Annotated in this window: 15 protein-coding genes and 1 pseudogene; 9 read left to right on the forward strand and 7 right to left on the reverse strand. The window is 68.8% G+C overall.

All coding sequences use genetic code 11. The features are described 5' to 3' along the window. Window positions 1-24: 24 nt before the first annotated feature. Window positions 25-372: a hypothetical protein gene (locus tag AB0C62_RS33700; RefSeq protein WP_362979755.1), complete on the reverse strand. Its 348-nt coding sequence runs from the start codon at window positions 370-372 to the stop codon at window positions 25-27. 218 nt (window positions 373-590) lie between these two features. Next, complete coding sequence (locus AB0C62_RS33705) at window positions 591-1127, reverse strand: GNAT family N-acetyltransferase (protein ID WP_362979757.1); 537 nt, start codon at window positions 1125-1127, stop codon at window positions 591-593. Between the two features lie 408 nt (window positions 1128-1535). On the opposite strand from AB0C62_RS33705, the gene AB0C62_RS33710 reads away from it, so the two are divergent. The 3 genes from AB0C62_RS33710 to AB0C62_RS33720 all read left to right on the forward strand — a co-directional run bounded on the left by AB0C62_RS33710 (window position 1536) and on the right by AB0C62_RS33720 (window position 3717). Beyond that, a complete protein-coding gene (locus AB0C62_RS33710; RefSeq protein WP_362979759.1) occupies window positions 1536-1823 on the forward strand; it encodes a hypothetical protein in 288 nt (95 codons plus the stop codon). A 385-nt stretch (window positions 1824-2208) separates the two neighbouring features. Then, a complete protein-coding gene (locus AB0C62_RS33715) occupies window positions 2209-2943 on the forward strand; it encodes a DUF4328 domain-containing protein (RefSeq protein ID WP_362979761.1) in 735 nt (244 codons plus the stop codon). 210 nt (window positions 2944-3153) lie between these two features. Continuing rightward, window positions 3154-3717, forward strand: a complete 564-nt coding sequence (locus tag AB0C62_RS33720; protein ID WP_362979763.1) for a GNAT family N-acetyltransferase — start codon at window positions 3154-3156, stop codon at window positions 3715-3717. A gap of 372 nt (window positions 3718-4089) precedes the next feature. Here the strand turns inward: AB0C62_RS33720 and AB0C62_RS33725 are convergent, their stop codons facing one another. Continuing rightward, a complete protein-coding gene (locus AB0C62_RS33725) occupies window positions 4090-5139 on the reverse strand; it encodes a zinc-binding dehydrogenase (protein ID WP_362979765.1) in 1050 nt (349 codons plus the stop codon). Window positions 5140-5229: 90 nt separating this feature from the next. Between AB0C62_RS33725 and AB0C62_RS33730 the strand changes: the two genes are divergently transcribed. Then, window positions 5230-5787: a TetR/AcrR family transcriptional regulator gene (locus AB0C62_RS33730; protein ID WP_362979767.1), complete on the forward strand. Its 558-nt coding sequence runs from the start codon at window positions 5230-5232 to the stop codon at window positions 5785-5787. Window positions 5788-6291: 504 nt separating this feature from the next. On the opposite strand, the gene AB0C62_RS33735 is transcribed toward AB0C62_RS33730, so the two are convergent. Next, window positions 6292-7200: a MerR family transcriptional regulator gene (locus tag AB0C62_RS33735; protein ID WP_362979803.1), complete on the reverse strand. Its 909-nt coding sequence runs from the start codon at window positions 7198-7200 to the stop codon at window positions 6292-6294. A gap of 114 nt (window positions 7201-7314) precedes the next feature. On the opposite strand from AB0C62_RS33735, the gene AB0C62_RS33740 reads away from it, so the two are divergent. Then, window positions 7315-8847, forward strand: coding sequence for an alpha/beta fold hydrolase (locus AB0C62_RS33740; RefSeq protein WP_362979769.1), 1533 nt, complete (start codon window positions 7315-7317; stop codon window positions 8845-8847). A gap of 140 nt (window positions 8848-8987) precedes the next feature. Here AB0C62_RS33740 and AB0C62_RS33745 read toward each other — a convergent pair whose 3' ends face one another. Together AB0C62_RS33745 and AB0C62_RS33750 are read right to left on the reverse strand one after the other, a co-directional pair. Then, the gene (locus AB0C62_RS33745) at window positions 8988-9746 is read right to left on the reverse strand and encodes an alpha/beta fold hydrolase (protein WP_362979805.1); all 759 of its coding nucleotides are present in this window, start codon (window positions 9744-9746) and stop codon (window positions 8988-8990) included. After that, window positions 9740-9802: pseudogene (locus AB0C62_RS33750) on the reverse strand (hypothetical protein); the annotation flags it as partial. The gene AB0C62_RS33745 and the pseudogene AB0C62_RS33750, both read right to left, overlap by 7 nt. Window positions 9803-9934: 132 nt before the next feature. Between AB0C62_RS33750 and AB0C62_RS33755 the strand changes: the two are divergent. The 3 genes from AB0C62_RS33755 to AB0C62_RS33765 all read left to right on the forward strand — a co-directional run bounded on the left by AB0C62_RS33755 (window position 9935) and on the right by AB0C62_RS33765 (window position 11356). Then, window positions 9935-10375 (forward strand): helix-turn-helix domain-containing protein, encoded by a 441-nt coding sequence (locus AB0C62_RS33755; protein ID WP_362979771.1) that lies wholly within the window; start codon window positions 9935-9937, stop codon window positions 10373-10375. 177 nt (window positions 10376-10552) lie between these two features. Further along, on the forward strand, window positions 10553-10750 hold the full coding sequence (locus tag AB0C62_RS33760) for a hypothetical protein (RefSeq protein WP_362979773.1): 198 nt from the start codon (window positions 10553-10555) through the stop codon (window positions 10748-10750). Window positions 10751-10966: 216 nt separating this feature from the next. Next, on the forward strand, window positions 10967-11356 hold the full coding sequence (locus tag AB0C62_RS33765; RefSeq protein ID WP_362979775.1) for a hypothetical protein: 390 nt from the start codon (window positions 10967-10969) through the stop codon (window positions 11354-11356). 406 nt (window positions 11357-11762) lie between these two features. On the opposite strand, the gene AB0C62_RS33770 is transcribed toward AB0C62_RS33765, so the two are convergent. Continuing rightward, on the reverse strand, window positions 11763-12059 hold the full coding sequence (locus AB0C62_RS33770) for a hypothetical protein (RefSeq protein WP_362979777.1): 297 nt from the start codon (window positions 12057-12059) through the stop codon (window positions 11763-11765). An 842-nt stretch (window positions 12060-12901) separates the two neighbouring features. Between AB0C62_RS33770 and AB0C62_RS33775 the strand changes: the two genes are divergently transcribed. Then, the gene (locus tag AB0C62_RS33775) at window positions 12902-13738 is read left to right on the forward strand and encodes a class I SAM-dependent methyltransferase (RefSeq protein ID WP_362979779.1); all 837 of its coding nucleotides are present in this window, start codon (window positions 12902-12904) and stop codon (window positions 13736-13738) included. Window positions 13739-13755 lie beyond the last annotated feature (17 nt).

The raw sequence follows: 13755 nt of genomic DNA on the forward strand, positions 1-13755 counted from the left end.
AGGGAATCTGCCCGCCCTGCACCGTTATGCCGCGGCCGCGTACGCCGTGGCTATGGCGACATCAGTACGGGCATGGACGACCAGCCCCGCCCCGTCAGCCGCGGCCTGATCCCGAAGAGTGCGGCGGGCAGGAGCGCTGGGAACGGCCACGGACAGCAGGACGTCCAGCTCGCTGCACAGACGGTAGGCGCGCACGACCGCGGCTATGACCGCCGTCGTCGCGGTCGTCCCGAGTACGACGACCACGGGTGTCGGTGCGTGCACGTGGACAAGATCGCTGATCAGCCTCGCCAGAATGTTGGGCTCCGCGGATCCGAGCCCGTCCTGAACCGTCAGGACCAGCACGCCGCGCTCGAGTACGTGAGTCAGCATGCTGCTCCTCCACAAACGTCGGCCAGAACCATCCACAGCTCCGAATACCCGAGGCCCGGCACTCGATGCGTACGACACCGGTGACGGTGGGGCGCGGCTCCACAACGACTACGCCGTGACCGGACCCCTGCCCGGCTCCTTGACGACCCGATCGCCGACACCGTGGCTAGGTCGACCCAATGGCTGGGCGCCGAGCCGCCCCCGTACGAGAGGCCGGGTCACAGGTGCTTGCGGTACCAAAGCTCCGCGTACGGCTCGTGATTGTGCGGCAGGGTTCGCTCGTAGCCGTTGCGCTCGTACAGCGACCACGCCTCCGTCAGGTCGCTGCGGGTGTCGAGCAGCATGATGCGGGCACCCAGCGCTCTTGCCGCATCCTCCGCCGCTGCGAGCAAGGCCGGGCCGCCACCGGTGCCGCGTGCTTCCTTGAGCACGAAGACCCGCTTGAGCTCGGCGGTCGGCTCCGCCGGCTCCCCCTGTGCGGCGCCGTGACCGTTCAGGAGGTGCACCCCGGCCGTGCCCGCGGGAGCGCCCCCGTGCCGACCGACCAGGAGCATCCCTGCAGGGGGCACGAGCGAGACGTGGTCGTTCGATGCGACGACCTCGCGCTCCAACTCCTCGGGCGGGGTGTCCCGTCCTTCGTGCACCTGGAACCAGCGGTCGCTGACCTCTGTGTAGTAGGCGCGCCACAGGGCGAGTGCGACGGAGGAGTCGGAGGCTTCAGGGGTGACGGTCCAGGCACTGGTCATGGCAGCCATTCTTGGGTGACCGCGGCTGTGTGCGGCAAGCGGATTTCGCTGGTGGTTCCACGGCACTGCACCGGGCCTGCTGGACGTTGACGCCACCGGACAGTCTGAAGCCGAGGCCGGTCTCCGCCTCGGGCTCGTGGGCGTGCCGTTCTTCGACCCAGTGGGAGGAGAGCCCCCGCCATCAACGCGCGAAGCTCCCGCTGCACAGCCGAACAGGGCGGCTCCGCCGGCTCGCACCAAGGTCGGACCAGACATCTGGGAGCCAGGTTCGGCGGGCTCCTCGACCGATCGCATCCTCTGTACGTCGAGTGCAGCCGTCCGAACACCGGCGCCTCCAATACGGCCAACCCGCAGCGTCACAGCTCGGGTTGGTCAGGTAACGGCCGTCCGTGACTCCTCGCGTGAGATCATCCGTCCATGAGCGGCGATCTGGAAGTGAGTGCTCTGGCGATCAACGTCACGATCCCGGAGGCGCTTCGCTGGACGGACACTCGTCGCGGCGAGGCGTTCACGCTGACAACGCTCAACGTACGACTGCTCCCGGACGGTCGCCTCGCCGCAAAGGCCTACGGACGACCAGTCGCCGGCGGTCGGGGCGCATACGTCTCGTTCCCGGTCCCCGACCGGCCCGAACTGGCGGAACTGGTCGCCGAGGCTGCCAGCCGCGCCGGGGTGTTGTGGGCCGCTCATCGCGGACTCGACTGACTACGGTCCGATTCGAGGGCGTACTCGGAGGGGAAGTCCCAGCCTTCACCTTCGGTGCGTGGCCGACCAGCAGGATGGTCTCGGGGGGAGTCAGTTCTGCTGCCAGTCCTGGCGGCCTGTCGTGTCGCGTGCGACGCGACGCCATTGGCTTTCACCTCCGGGCAGGGGCCACGCCCATGTCGCACAGTCCGGGCCGGCGGCGGTCCTGTATGTCCAGGGACAGTCCAACCCACGTGCCGTCGTCCCGCGTGACATTGTTGCGTCGCATGTCGAGAGCGTAGAGGTCTGCATCGCAGGACCTCCCTGGGGCACCAAGCCCCCTGGGCGTTATGATCCGCTGCCGACCTGCGGAAACTCCGAACAGGCGGGTTCCAGGGGGCGTGCAGTGGGCGAAGCAGTCAGATTGCCGCGGGGGCAGGCTCGGTTTGCCTCCGCCACACTCGCCGCGTTCGCGCTCGTGGCTGCCGCCGCAGGTGTCGCGGCGTGGCACAAGTACCAGCTGCTGGCCGGAGCGCCGACCTCGGGACCCTACGTCGACAACCCACTGGTCGAGGCGGACACGTATTTCAGGAACCTGATGGGCTGGCGGACAGGCCTCTTCCTCACAGCCCTCCTCCAGTTCAGCATCTGGCTCGCCAACATGCGCGACGTCGCCGATGTGCTCTGGCGTGAGGGCCAGCGCCGGCGCCGGGCCTGGCTCATCTTCGGCTGGATCGTACCGGTGGCGCAGTTCTTCGTCCCCAAGATGTTCATCAACGACCTGTGGGCAGCCAGCAGGCCGGAACCGCAACGTCGTCGAGGCCACCCCCTGCTTACAGCATGGTGGCTGTCCGTCCTCCTCGTCAGCGCGAGCACATTTGACGATGCCGCCAAGGCACTGAAGCGTGCGGCGACCGCCGACGAGGCTCGCCACGCCCTGCGCCAGATCATGTTCAGCGACGCTCTCGACGTCTGTGCCGCCGTCCTCTCGATCGTCGTCATCTGGCAGCTCCTCCACAGACTGGAGCGCGCCACCGGTGCCGTGACGGCGCCCACAGAGCCACCGCGAGAGGCGGAGCCCGCGTCCGAGGATTCCCGGCGGCATCACAGCCGGTCGGCAAAGTCGGGCGTTCTGGACTGAACGGTCAGACCCTGCCCGTTCCGTCCCGGCGGATCAGCCGGGCGGGCAGGCAAGTACCCGCCCGAACAAGGCGAGTTGCTCAGGCGGCCGCTGGTCGTCGGCGGCAGCGCTGGTGAGTTCGGCGCTCTGACGGCCTGGAGACGGAGCAGGCAGGCAGCATGCACGCAAATCCGTTGAGCTGCTCGCCCTTCTCCAGGCATGATCCACGCTGTGGATACCTACCTGGAGACCGAGCGCCTGACCCTGCGCTGTTTCACTGCCGACGACGCCGACCTGCTGATCGAACTGGACAGCGACCCAGCAGTGATGCGCTACCTGACCGGCGGCGATCCGACTGCGCCGGAACTCGTCCGTGAGCGCCACTTGCCGAACATCATCGCGGGCTACGAAAAGTGGCACGGCGATCTCGGACTCTTCGCCGCACAGGAAAGGGACGGGGGCGCGTTCATCGGCTGGTTCTGCCTGCGTCCCGAGCCGGATGGACCTCTGGACGAGGCCGAACTCGGCTACCGGCTACGGCAGGCCGCCTGGGGCAAGGGGTATGCGGCCGAGGGCTCGCGGGCTCTGCTGGCCAAGGCGTTCACGGAGCTCGATGTGCGCATGGTCTGGGCTGAGACGATGGCCGTGAACCACGGTTCGCGCAACGTCATGAAGAAGCTCGACATGACGCTGGCGACCGCCATCCCCACTCCCGCCGACATGGAGATGATCGAGGGCTCCCAGCACGGCGGCGTGCGGTACGAAATCACCAAGAAGCAGTGGGAGCAGCGGTAGCCGCTGCTCCCAGTTGACGTTCGCCATCCACGCTCACCGGTACGGCCTGACAGTGCCCAGCGGATCATGCGACCGTCGGATTGCCTGCTCGTGGCGTCGGCGCGAGGCGGGGTGATCTGACGAATGTGGCGTGCATGCGGCGTGAATGCGCCTGGCGCCGCGCTTGCCGCCAGTCGGGGCAGCGAGGCGGACGGTGGACCGGTCGCCTCAAGGAGATCAACCGGATCTTGTTACGCGTCGGACTGGCACGCCGTGGCGCGGCCTTCCTGGGCGTTTCGGCAGCTGGAACAAGAGGGCCCACGTCCTTCACGACGACGTCGCCGTCGCCGTGGTCCGCTCATGGATCCGCTCCGGTGAGCCGTCAGATGGCACTCAGGGGTGCATGACGATTTTTCCCACGTGCCCCCTGCGGGAGAGTTCTTCCTGCGCCTGAGCGGCCTGTTCCAGTGGGAAGGTCGCGGCGATGACCGGCTGGACCTCGCCCCCACGAGCCAGGTCCATGAGGAGGTCGAAGTGCGCGGGCGTGTGCATCGCGGAACCGATGACCTGGGCGTTGTGCAGATACAGACGGCGCACGTCAAAGGTCACGCCGTATCCACCGAGCGCGCCGGCGATGACCCACCGGCCCCCTTCGCGCAGCAGCGGCAGTCCCTCACTGACCAGTTCGCCGGCCACGACGTCGAGCGCGACGTCGATGCCCTCCGGGGCGACGGCACGGACTTGCTCGGCGATGTCTCCTGCGCGGTCGATGACTTCGTGCGCGCCTGCTTCCCGCACCGCGTCGATCTTGGATCCACTACTGATGGCGACCACCCGGGCTCCACGCGCCCGGGCGATCTGCACCAGCGCGAGGCCGACACCGCCGGACGCTCCCGAGACCAGGGCGGTTTCCTCCTTCCGCAACCGGCCTCGCTCGATCATGCCCAACGCTGTGCCGTAGGCGGTCGGCAACGTCGCGAGCTGCTCGTCCGTGAGCGGGGAGTCCGTCACGTCGTGCACACGCTTCACCGGCGCCGTCACGTACTCGGCGTATCCGCCGTCGCGTTCGCTCCCCATCAGGCCCACCGGATTGGCGTCCGGCCCCTCGATGTCGTAGAGCGCGGGGTCGACGACCACACGGCGCCCCACGAGGTCCCGCGCTACGCCGGTCCCGACGGCCACGATCCGGCCGGCCACGTCGGCGCCCTGGATGCGAGGGAAGTCGATCGGGCCGCGCCAGCCCGACAGCGCCTTCGGGTCGTCCGGACGGCCGTAGGCGCCTTCCCGGGTCCACAGGTCGGTGTTGTTCAGCGCTACCGCGCAGACCTGGACCAGTACCTCCCCCGCCTCGGGGGCTGGGACGGCGACCTGCGTCAGCTCAAGAACCTCCGGTCCCCCGTGCCTGGTGATGCGCACCGCTCGCATGAAATCGGACGCAGCCATCGGTTGAGCCTCCTCAGGTATACTGATCTGTAAACATCTCCCAACGTACACCGTTCTGTGAAGGGGCTCGTCGTGCACGAAGCGCGGCCTATGACTCCGGCCGGCCGCCGCATCGTGGCAGCCGCCGAGGAGTTGTTCTACAACCGCGGCATCACGGCGGTCGGTGTGGATCTGATCGCCGAGCACTCAGGCGTGACCAAGCGGACCCTGTACAACCAGTTCGGTTCGAAGGATCACCTCGTAGCGGCCTATCTCACGGAACGTGACGAGCGGTGGCGATCACTCGTCCGTGCCGCCGTTGACGCCGGCGACACTCCGGCCGAGGCCGTCACCGCCCCCTTCGAGGCCCTACGGACCTGGAGCGAGACCAACACTCGCGGATGCGCCTTCATCAACGCGCTGGCAGAACTCCCCGACCCCGCGCATCCCGCATACCGGATCGCGGCGAACCAAAAGCTCTGGCTCCTGAACCTCTTCAAGGAACTCGCCGCTTCAGCGGGTTGCTCACACCCAGCCACCCTCGCCACCCAACTCCTCGTACTGCACGAAGGTGCTGTCGCCACGCAACCCCTCTCGCTCGACTGCCTCCCGGAGAGCACTGCCCTGGCACGAGCCCTGATCCAAGCCAGCACACCACCCGACCAGTAGGCCGTGCCCCCGGTGACAGTCACACTGTCCCGCCCTACGCGGGGTGCGGTGTCTACGCGCCACCCGCCCACCCTGCCGGGCTCCTCGACCGCCGCCAACGCGCCAAAGCCGAGGACGCAGACGCCGGCAAGAGGGCAGACCATCTGCGAGGGGAGAAGCATGGCCAGGTCGGAATGCCCGTAGGGCATGGCGTCTCCGGCTGAGCGATGGCCTGCGCAGGCCGCAGTGAGCGAGGCTTTCGCGCTACCGCGGGTCGAAGACCCGTCGATCCGTCTGCCCCCGGAGCGGTACGGAGTTCACCGGCGTGAGGTCCTGAAGGCGGTTCCGCGCCCGGCGGCCCACCCAATGAAATCGTCCGCCTCCAAGGGGCCGACCACGGCCGCCCGTTCGCAGGTGAGCCGTCAGCGGCGGACTGGCGGCCGGTACGCCGTCAACGTTCGAGGGTTCGAGAGAGTAGAGGGCCGCGCCTTGTGTGGCCCCCCAACTCACTGTGTCCCCCTCGCTTCAACTCGCCGCTTGGGCCGTCTGGTTGTTCAGGGCCGAGCAGAGCCAGTCGTGGGTGACGCCGGGGGTCGGTTGCGACGGGCCGGTGAGTTCGGCGGTGAGCTCCCAGTAGCGGTCGATGCGAGGGTCCGCGGCAAGCACCCCGCTCAGCTGGTGACGGAAGGCCGGAGTGTCGCGCGTACCGCGTGAGCGTGCGTAGGCGGCGACGAAGCAGTCGAGTGCCTCGCCCTCGTGCGGTGACCGCTGTGCCCGCAACTGCCGCGCGGCCAGGCCGTAGGCCTCTCCGAGACCGTCGTACAGTACGGCCGGCCGGCCCCCGTCAGGCCCATGAGCGGCGGGCTGGTCTTGCCGGCCTTGCCCGGTACCGGGGCACGGTGCCGTGACGAAGGCATGGAGCCGGGTGAAGGCCAACACCTGGGTGGGAGTGGGGCCTTCGGGGAGCTGGGGTACTGCCTGGTCGACGATGGCGTGGACCAGTCGGGCCGGGAGCCGCGGCGGCAGCCAGCGTCGCCAGAAGCGTGCGAGTGGCGCCGTGCTGGGCGGGACGGCGACGGCACCGATCAGCCGCAGGCGCTCGGCGCGTTCCTCTGGGGCGCAGTCCTGGAGCAGTTGGAGGGCCGCCTCCTGCCACCGCAGTGCAGCCAGCTGCGAGCCGATCTGTTGCAGCTTGCCCGCGACGACGTCCTCGAGGGAGTCCCGCTCGTCCAGGATCCGGCTCACTTGGGGAACCGGCAGGTCGAGGGTGCGCAGGGAGCGGATCAGTTGCAGCCGGTCGAGCGCGTCGGGACCGTATCGGCGATGGCCACCGGTGCTGCGGGTGCCTTCGGGCAGCAGACCGCGGTCCGAGTAGAAGCGGACGGTCTTGACGGTGACGCCGGCACGCTCGGCGAGCTCTCCGATGCTCCACATGTTGTCGGGCGACACGACTTGAACCTCCCTCAGGGGGAGTTCCTACGGTACCGGCGAGCGCGGAGCACCGGTACGGCAGGCTCCGCGGGGACCACAGTGTGCGAGGAGACAGTGATGACGGCATTCATCCTGGTGGCAGGCGCCCACACCGGCGGCTGGATCTGGCAGGGGGTGGCCGCTCGGCTGCGGGAGTCGGGGGCACAGGTGTATCCGGTGGTGCTCACCGGCATGGGTGAGCAGGCCCCCGCGGCGGGGCCCGGGACGGACCTGGAGACTCATGTCCACGATCTGTTGCGGCTGATCGACCAAGTCGACGCTGCCGAGGTGGTGATGGTCGGTCACTGCTACGGCATGTACCCGGTGCTCGGCGCCGCCGATCTCCGTCCGGAACGCATCGCGCGGATCGTCTATTTGGACGCGGGCATGCCCCAAGATGGTGACCAGGCCCTGACCCTGCTGCCTGAACAGACCCTCCGTGAGCGGCTGTTGCACCAAGTCGACGTCTGCGAGGACGAGTGGCGCATCCCTCCCCCGTCTACCGAGGCGTGGGACCGCTGGGGCAGTGTCGAAGGGCTCTCACCGGCCGAGCTGAATCGGCTGGCGGACAGCGCCGTCGCGCATCCGGTGCGCACGCTGACTCAGCCGCTCCGCCTTTCGGGAGCCGTCTTCGAACTGCCGGCGACCGGCGTCCTCTGCACCGCCAACGGATCGAGCATCGCCATGGTCGAGGGCCTCGTGGGCCTTGGAGATCCCCGCTTCCAGATGCTCACCGACCCCAGGGTGACCTTCTTCGAACTCGATACCGGGCACTGGCCGATGCTGTCCCGCGCCGACGAAGTGGCCGAGGTCCTGCTCCGGGCCGCCGCAGGAGAAGGGCACCGGGTGGCCGCGAGCGTGAGCGAACAGCCGTCGCATCTTCGGCCGTTCCTGATGGACGTCCCGGCGCGGCCCCGCGAGAGGGTGGGACGGATCGATCTTCACCTACCCGACGCCCTTCCCGACGCCCTTTCCGAAGACGGCTCGAGGTGGCCGGCGGTGGTGTTCGTCCATGGCGGTCCGGTCCACCCCGACGTGCGGCCGACGCCGCGGGACTGGCCCGCCTTCGTCGGCTACGGCGGCTACGTTGCGGGCATGGGAGTGGTCGGCGTGACCCTGGACCATCGGCTGCACGATCTCGCCGACTTCGAGCGTGCAGCCGAGGATCTGGCCGAAGCGGTGAGTCTCGTACGGGCCGATCCGCGCGTCGACGAAAGCCGTGTGGCGATCTGGTTCTTCTCCGCGGGCGGGCTGCTGTCGGCGGACTGGCTCGCCGCGCCCCCGCCGTGGCTGCGGTGTGTGGCGGCGACCTATCCGGTCCTGGCGCCGCTGCCGAACTGGGGGCGCGTCGGTTCCCGATTCCGACCGGCGGACATGGTGCGCACCGCAGGACGCCTGCCGATCGTGTTGACCCGGGTGGAACTGGAGCGCGCGGAGATCGCGGCGACGGTCGAGGAGTTCCTGGCCGTCGCCAAGGAGTGCGACGCGGACGTCGAGGTCGTCGACGTACCGCTCGGCCGCCATGGCTTCGAGACGACCCACCACACCGAGCAGGCCATCCATGCCGTCGAGCGGGCGGTGCGCGCTGTAGTGGAGCACTTGAAGCGCTGACCTGATCGAGGTCCTGCCGGAAACGGCGTCGCATCCGGGACTCGCCGGTCTCTCCTTGCGTAGGGCCAGCACGACTCGGCCTGATGGCGGCGAGCAAGCTGGGCATGGAGACGAACGGTCCCGTTCAGCCGGCCTTGAGGTCAGTCGTTGTCGGCCAGGATCTGGCGAAGCCGGGCGGCATACGCTCGCGGGTGGCTGGTGTTGCCGTTGTGGCCGCCGGGGAACGCGACCGCTCCGCATCCCACCAGGGTGGCCAGGGCGCTGCTGCACCGGCGGTCGAAGACATGGGGCGGCGTGGCGTGTCCGTAGGCAGGGATGATGCGCGTGCGGACATCCCTGAGGGCTGCCGGGTCGAGGTTGTCGTGGATGACGGCGGTGAAGTCGTGCCGGATGAAGTAGTCGAAGTTGGCTCGCCGGCGTTCGTTGATCGGCTGCGGTGTCAGACCGGGTTCGGCGTTCTTGTGGGTGGGGTCGATGCCCAGGGTGCGGGCGATCCGCGGCAGAGCGGCGTCCAGCCCCCGGCGCCGGTAGAGGTCCTGGAGCACGGCGAGTTCGCCTTCATGGTGAGAACGCTCATCCTCGGGCAGGAGGCGTGGGGCGACCGGTTCGTGGGCGACGAGCGTGCTGATCCGGTCGGGGTGCAGCGTGAGCGCGTGCAGGCCGATCACGGCGCCCAGGCTGCAGCCGAGCATGGGCACGGGAGCGTCGGTGAGAGTGGCGAGGAGGCGATGGACGTCGTCGGCGTGCTCGTTCAGCGTTGCTCCACGCTCCGGGGCGGCCAGCCTGCTCCGGGAGAGGCCGCGACGGTCGTAGGTGAGCACGGTGAAGGTGTCGGCGAGCTGGTCGGCGAGGTCGGTACTGCGGTCGGCGTCGCCTTCCCCGCTCTCGGAGATCAGCAACAGCGGCCCGCTGCCTCGCAGTTGGTAGTGCAGGAACGCACCGGGCACCTCCAGCACGCCGGAGAGCGTGGTCATGTCTTCCCCCTGTCGTGGCGCGGCGGCCGTTCCGCTGCATCCGAGCCCGAGCATATTGCATCCACCTCGATACATCTAGATAGATGCATCAATTTGGATGTACCTTGTTGGATGTGAACGGAGTCGAACTCTTCCTACTGGGACGCGCCTTGATGAAAATCGGCGAGGACGCCCTTCCCGAGCCGCCGGGCGGCGCCGCCCGGTACGCCGGCAGCACCCGGACCGTACTGGTCGTGGCCAGCGACATCGCAGCCCACCCCGACACCGCGGTCGGCGAGATCGCCGCACGCACCGGCCTCCCCCAGAGCCAGGTCTCGACGGCCGTCGCCCGGCTGAAGGAGGCCGGCTCGGTACTGACCGACACGGACCCCACGGACAGGCGCCGCATGCTCGTACGCCAGGCTCCGCAGCCCTCGGCGCGAGTCACCGAGATCCGCGCGACCGATGTCACCGAGGCTCTGGCCGCAGCACTTGGCACCACGGACCCTGTCCGTCTGCGGGAGGTCAGCGCAGCGTTGGAGACGCTGGCTCGAGCCTTCGCGCACCGACCGTGAGCCCATGTCGGACCTCGGCCACCTCTGGACGGAGCCCTACCGCCGCGCCCACACAGGCGAAACGGGCCGCTCCAGATCCTTTTCCGTGCACACAGCTGTTGTGGCTGGCAGACGTCGCCGACGAAGGTCGCCCTGGCCGGAGATCACCGGAACAGAGGCCTGTCGTATTGTCCGAGGGTGCGAAATGAACGACATGACGAGCCGCTCTCCGATACAGAGCTGGAGCTCTTCTTCCAGTACCTCCACCGCTTCGCCCAGCACGACGTCGATCTGTTCGCCCTCATGGAGGCGGGCGATCCCCAATACCCGTGTTACGTGTCCCTGACTCGGGATCCGCTTCCCGGCACTGATGCGGACGCGTATCGCCGACCGTGAACGAGCTTCAGCCGAGCCCCCTGCGGGAGCAGACCCGCTCGTCGTCGGTCTCCGTCATCGGCATCGCTCCGACCGCCTGAAAGTCGATGTCCGGGTCTGCCGTGGACCAAGGTCATGATGCGGTGTCCGGATAGCGCCGCACCGCGGGCCCGATCAGCGAGGATGTCCAGGACGATCTGAACAGCCCGTGGGCGGATGAGCAGGAGGGGTGAACCTGTGTCGCATGATGTGGTCCGAGCCAGCGGGCTGTTGGCCCAGCATGAGGTCGAACTGCTGGCTCGTGCGCTCATGGAGTGGGGCGGTCCCGCACACTGCAGCGATCAACTCGCCGTCGGCATGGGGTTCGCCGGTAGGAAGGATCTGCTCGCCCAGTGTCAACGGCTCCGCAACGCACTTCGCGAGGACGCCCCGCTCAGCGCAGCGGACTGGGCGCGGACACTTCTGGCCACAGAGATCGTCTTCGTCAGCGACCTCGCCGGCTCGGGCGTGGAATGGCCGACGACCACGGGGCGCGACGACGCGGCGACGATCAGAATGCTGCGGGTGATCCAGCGAAAGTTGGCCCGAACCGTCAGCCCGTACTACGGAAAGAGGCCGAGTGAGTAGCCCGGAGGCTCGCTCCGTCGGATGCGACTCGTCGTTCCCCCGACCGCTTCGCTTCGACTGCGCCCGGACTCGGACCCAGGAAGAGGATCCTGTGACGAGATCCTGGGGCTCGCATAGAGGCGCGAGCTGCGGGTTTGCATGACGGTGAGGAACTGGAACCGCGACGGCCGGCGTCGAGGTCACTCTCGCCGACAGACCTGCTCGCGGTGCTGGTTGCCCCTGTCTCCCCCAAGACCTGGCCGCCATGAGTGGCGGGCGATGTCATCGGCGACATCGCCCGCCTCGCCGGTTCCCTGGACATCTCAGGCCGCGGCGCGGGACCTCGCGACCGTCAGCCCGCGGCGCCTCGACGGGGCATCGAGGTGAAGAGATCTCCGTTCGCCCGGCGCCAGGGGCTCATCGTGGCTCAGGTGTACGGGCTCGAGGACATGTACAGCGTTTCTGGACTGTCTGGAACCACGGGATACGGCATCGTGTTGTGCCGGCGGTGACGGCCGGGCTGGCTGATGTCGTACGAGGGCGCCTTGGGTGTCAACCGCCCCTCCGCCGCCAGCAGTTGGGCACGCATGAGCAGCTCCTTCGAACTGAGGCCGAGTTCTTCGGCGACGGTCTGCAGGTCCAGACCCGATTCCCAACTCCACAACAGCACGGAGTCCATTCCTGCCGTCCAGATCACCTGCTCGCCCGCCGATGACTGTTCCATCAGAGGTGGACGGCCTGGTGGTGGTGTTTCCGGTCGGGGCTGAGGCATCTTCGCCCGAGCGGCTCCCATGGGCTGCTCATCAATGGGGGCGGGGACGGGCACGGTGGGCTGTGCGGGCATTGCGGCGGCCGAGGGCGGGGCCGCAGCCGGGGGCGGGGCCGCAGCCGGGGGCGGGGCCGCAGCTGCCTGCGGAGGGTGAGGAGACGTTTCCGCAGGCGAGTTGAGTAGTTGGTCGGCGACAATCCGGGCGTCTTCCTTGCCGACCGTACGGCGTGCGACACGTACCTCGCGCTCGTTGAGTCCCATCAGGTCGGCCACAGCGGCGTCACTGCCGACCGTGATCGCAAAAGCGGCGAGTGTCCTCGTCCTGCTGGCCACGGCCTCGTCCATCACCGCCTGCGCCTCGCGCACCCGGTCATCTCTACTGCAAAACGCCTCGGCTAGAAGGCTGTTACGTTCCCAAAGCTCACGTGATTCCACGCCGGGACAACGTTTCTGCGCCTCGCACGACACCCGATCCGAAGTGGATCACCCGAAGGGGCCATCGACAGGAATGATCACCAGGCGGAATCCCGCGGCTGTGCGACAGCTGAACGACGCCAGCCGACGCACTCGGCCTGCGAGGAGCGTGCGACCGCAGTCCCCCTCCGTCGTGGCCAGCCGCCCGCCACGCCTGCAACTCCCACCGTCTTGAGCCGGTCCGGGATCCGCTCAACGCAACTGGAACAGGCCGCGTCGGCGGTCCTCGGGGCGGCGCAGTAGAGTCGGTTGCCTGCTCCTCGGCGGGGGCAGGGCTCTGCGGAGCCCGAGCGAGGAGCCGCCTCGTTGACGAGGAGAGAGCCATGACAGCGAAGCCGTCCGGGGTCTGGGCCACGGCCGTCGGGGTCGCCCGGGTCCGGGCACGCGAGACCCGGCGCGAGAACCCCTTGTTCCTGGACCCGCTCGCGGAGGCATTCGCCACCGCCGGCGGCCTGCCGGTGGACGGGGAGCCGCTACACGCGTCCGTGGACGAGGCGGCTCGACGGCGCTGGGGCGCGGTAGGACTCTCGATCGTGGTCCGTACCCGCTTCCTCGACGAGCTGCTGCGCGACGCGTCCGAGGCGGGCTGCCGCCAGGTGGTCCTGCTCGGCGCCGGCATGGACAGCCGGGCCTACCGGCTCGACTGGCCGTCGGGAACCCGCTTGTTCGAGATCGACACCGCCGAGCCGCTGGGCTTCAAGGAGTCGGTGCTCCGGGCCGAACGGGCCGAGGCCCGCTGCGAGCGGATCACCGTACCGGTCGACCTACGAGAGGACTGGCCCGGCGCTCTGTCCGCTGCCGGACACGATCCGACAGTGCCCACGGTGTGGATCGCTGAGGGCCTTCTCATCTACCTGCCGCAGGATGCCGTCGACCGCTTGCTCGGGCAGGTGGGAGAGCTGTCCGCGACCGGCAGTCGGATGGGCCTGACACTGGGGCAACCCGGGGTCCTCGATCGCTTCGCACAAGACAGCGGCACCCCGGCGTCGATGTGGCTCTCCGAGATGCCCCCCGACCCGGTCGCCTGGCTGGCCGGTCTCGGGTGGGACGCCCGCGCGTACACGCTGCGTGAACGCGCGGCGGCGTACGGGCGTCCGGTGACGACACCCGAGGTGCAGCCGCCGCGGCACGGGGGCCTGATCTCCGCGGTACGCCGCTGAGTACGGCGCACGTCCGA

Source organism: Streptomyces sp. NPDC048643, assembly GCF_040650615.1.
Classification (GTDB): domain Bacteria; phylum Actinomycetota; class Actinomycetes; order Streptomycetales; family Streptomycetaceae; genus Streptomyces.

What these genes read in the sequence shown, in the direction of transcription:
- AB0C62_RS33700 (WP_362979755.1), bottom strand. Translation starts at nt 372, where the DNA reads ATGCTGACTCACGTACTCGAGCGCGGCGTGCTGGTCCTGACGGTTCAG.
- AB0C62_RS33705 (WP_362979757.1), bottom strand. Translation starts at nt 1,127, where the DNA reads ATGGCTGCCATGACCAGTGCCTGGACCGTCACCCCTGAAGCCTCCGAC.
- AB0C62_RS33710 (WP_362979759.1), top strand. Translation starts at nt 1,536, where the DNA reads ATGAGCGGCGATCTGGAAGTGAGTGCTCTGGCGATCAACGTCACGATC.
- AB0C62_RS33725 (WP_362979765.1), bottom strand. Translation starts at nt 5,139, where the DNA reads ATGGCTGCGTCCGATTTCATGCGAGCGGTGCGCATCACCAGGCACGGG.
- AB0C62_RS33730 (WP_362979767.1), top strand. Translation starts at nt 5,230, where the DNA reads ATGACTCCGGCCGGCCGCCGCATCGTGGCAGCCGCCGAGGAGTTGTTC.
- AB0C62_RS33735 (WP_362979803.1), bottom strand. Translation starts at nt 7,200, where the DNA reads ATGTGGAGCATCGGAGAGCTCGCCGAGCGTGCCGGCGTCACCGTCAAG.
- AB0C62_RS33740 (WP_362979769.1), top strand. Translation starts at nt 7,315, where the DNA reads ATGACGGCATTCATCCTGGTGGCAGGCGCCCACACCGGCGGCTGGATC.
- AB0C62_RS33770 (WP_362979777.1), bottom strand. Translation starts at nt 12,059, where the DNA reads ATGGAACAGTCATCGGCGGGCGAGCAGGTGATCTGGACGGCAGGAATG.
- AB0C62_RS33775 (WP_362979779.1), top strand. Translation starts at nt 12,902, where the DNA reads ATGACAGCGAAGCCGTCCGGGGTCTGGGCCACGGCCGTCGGGGTCGCC.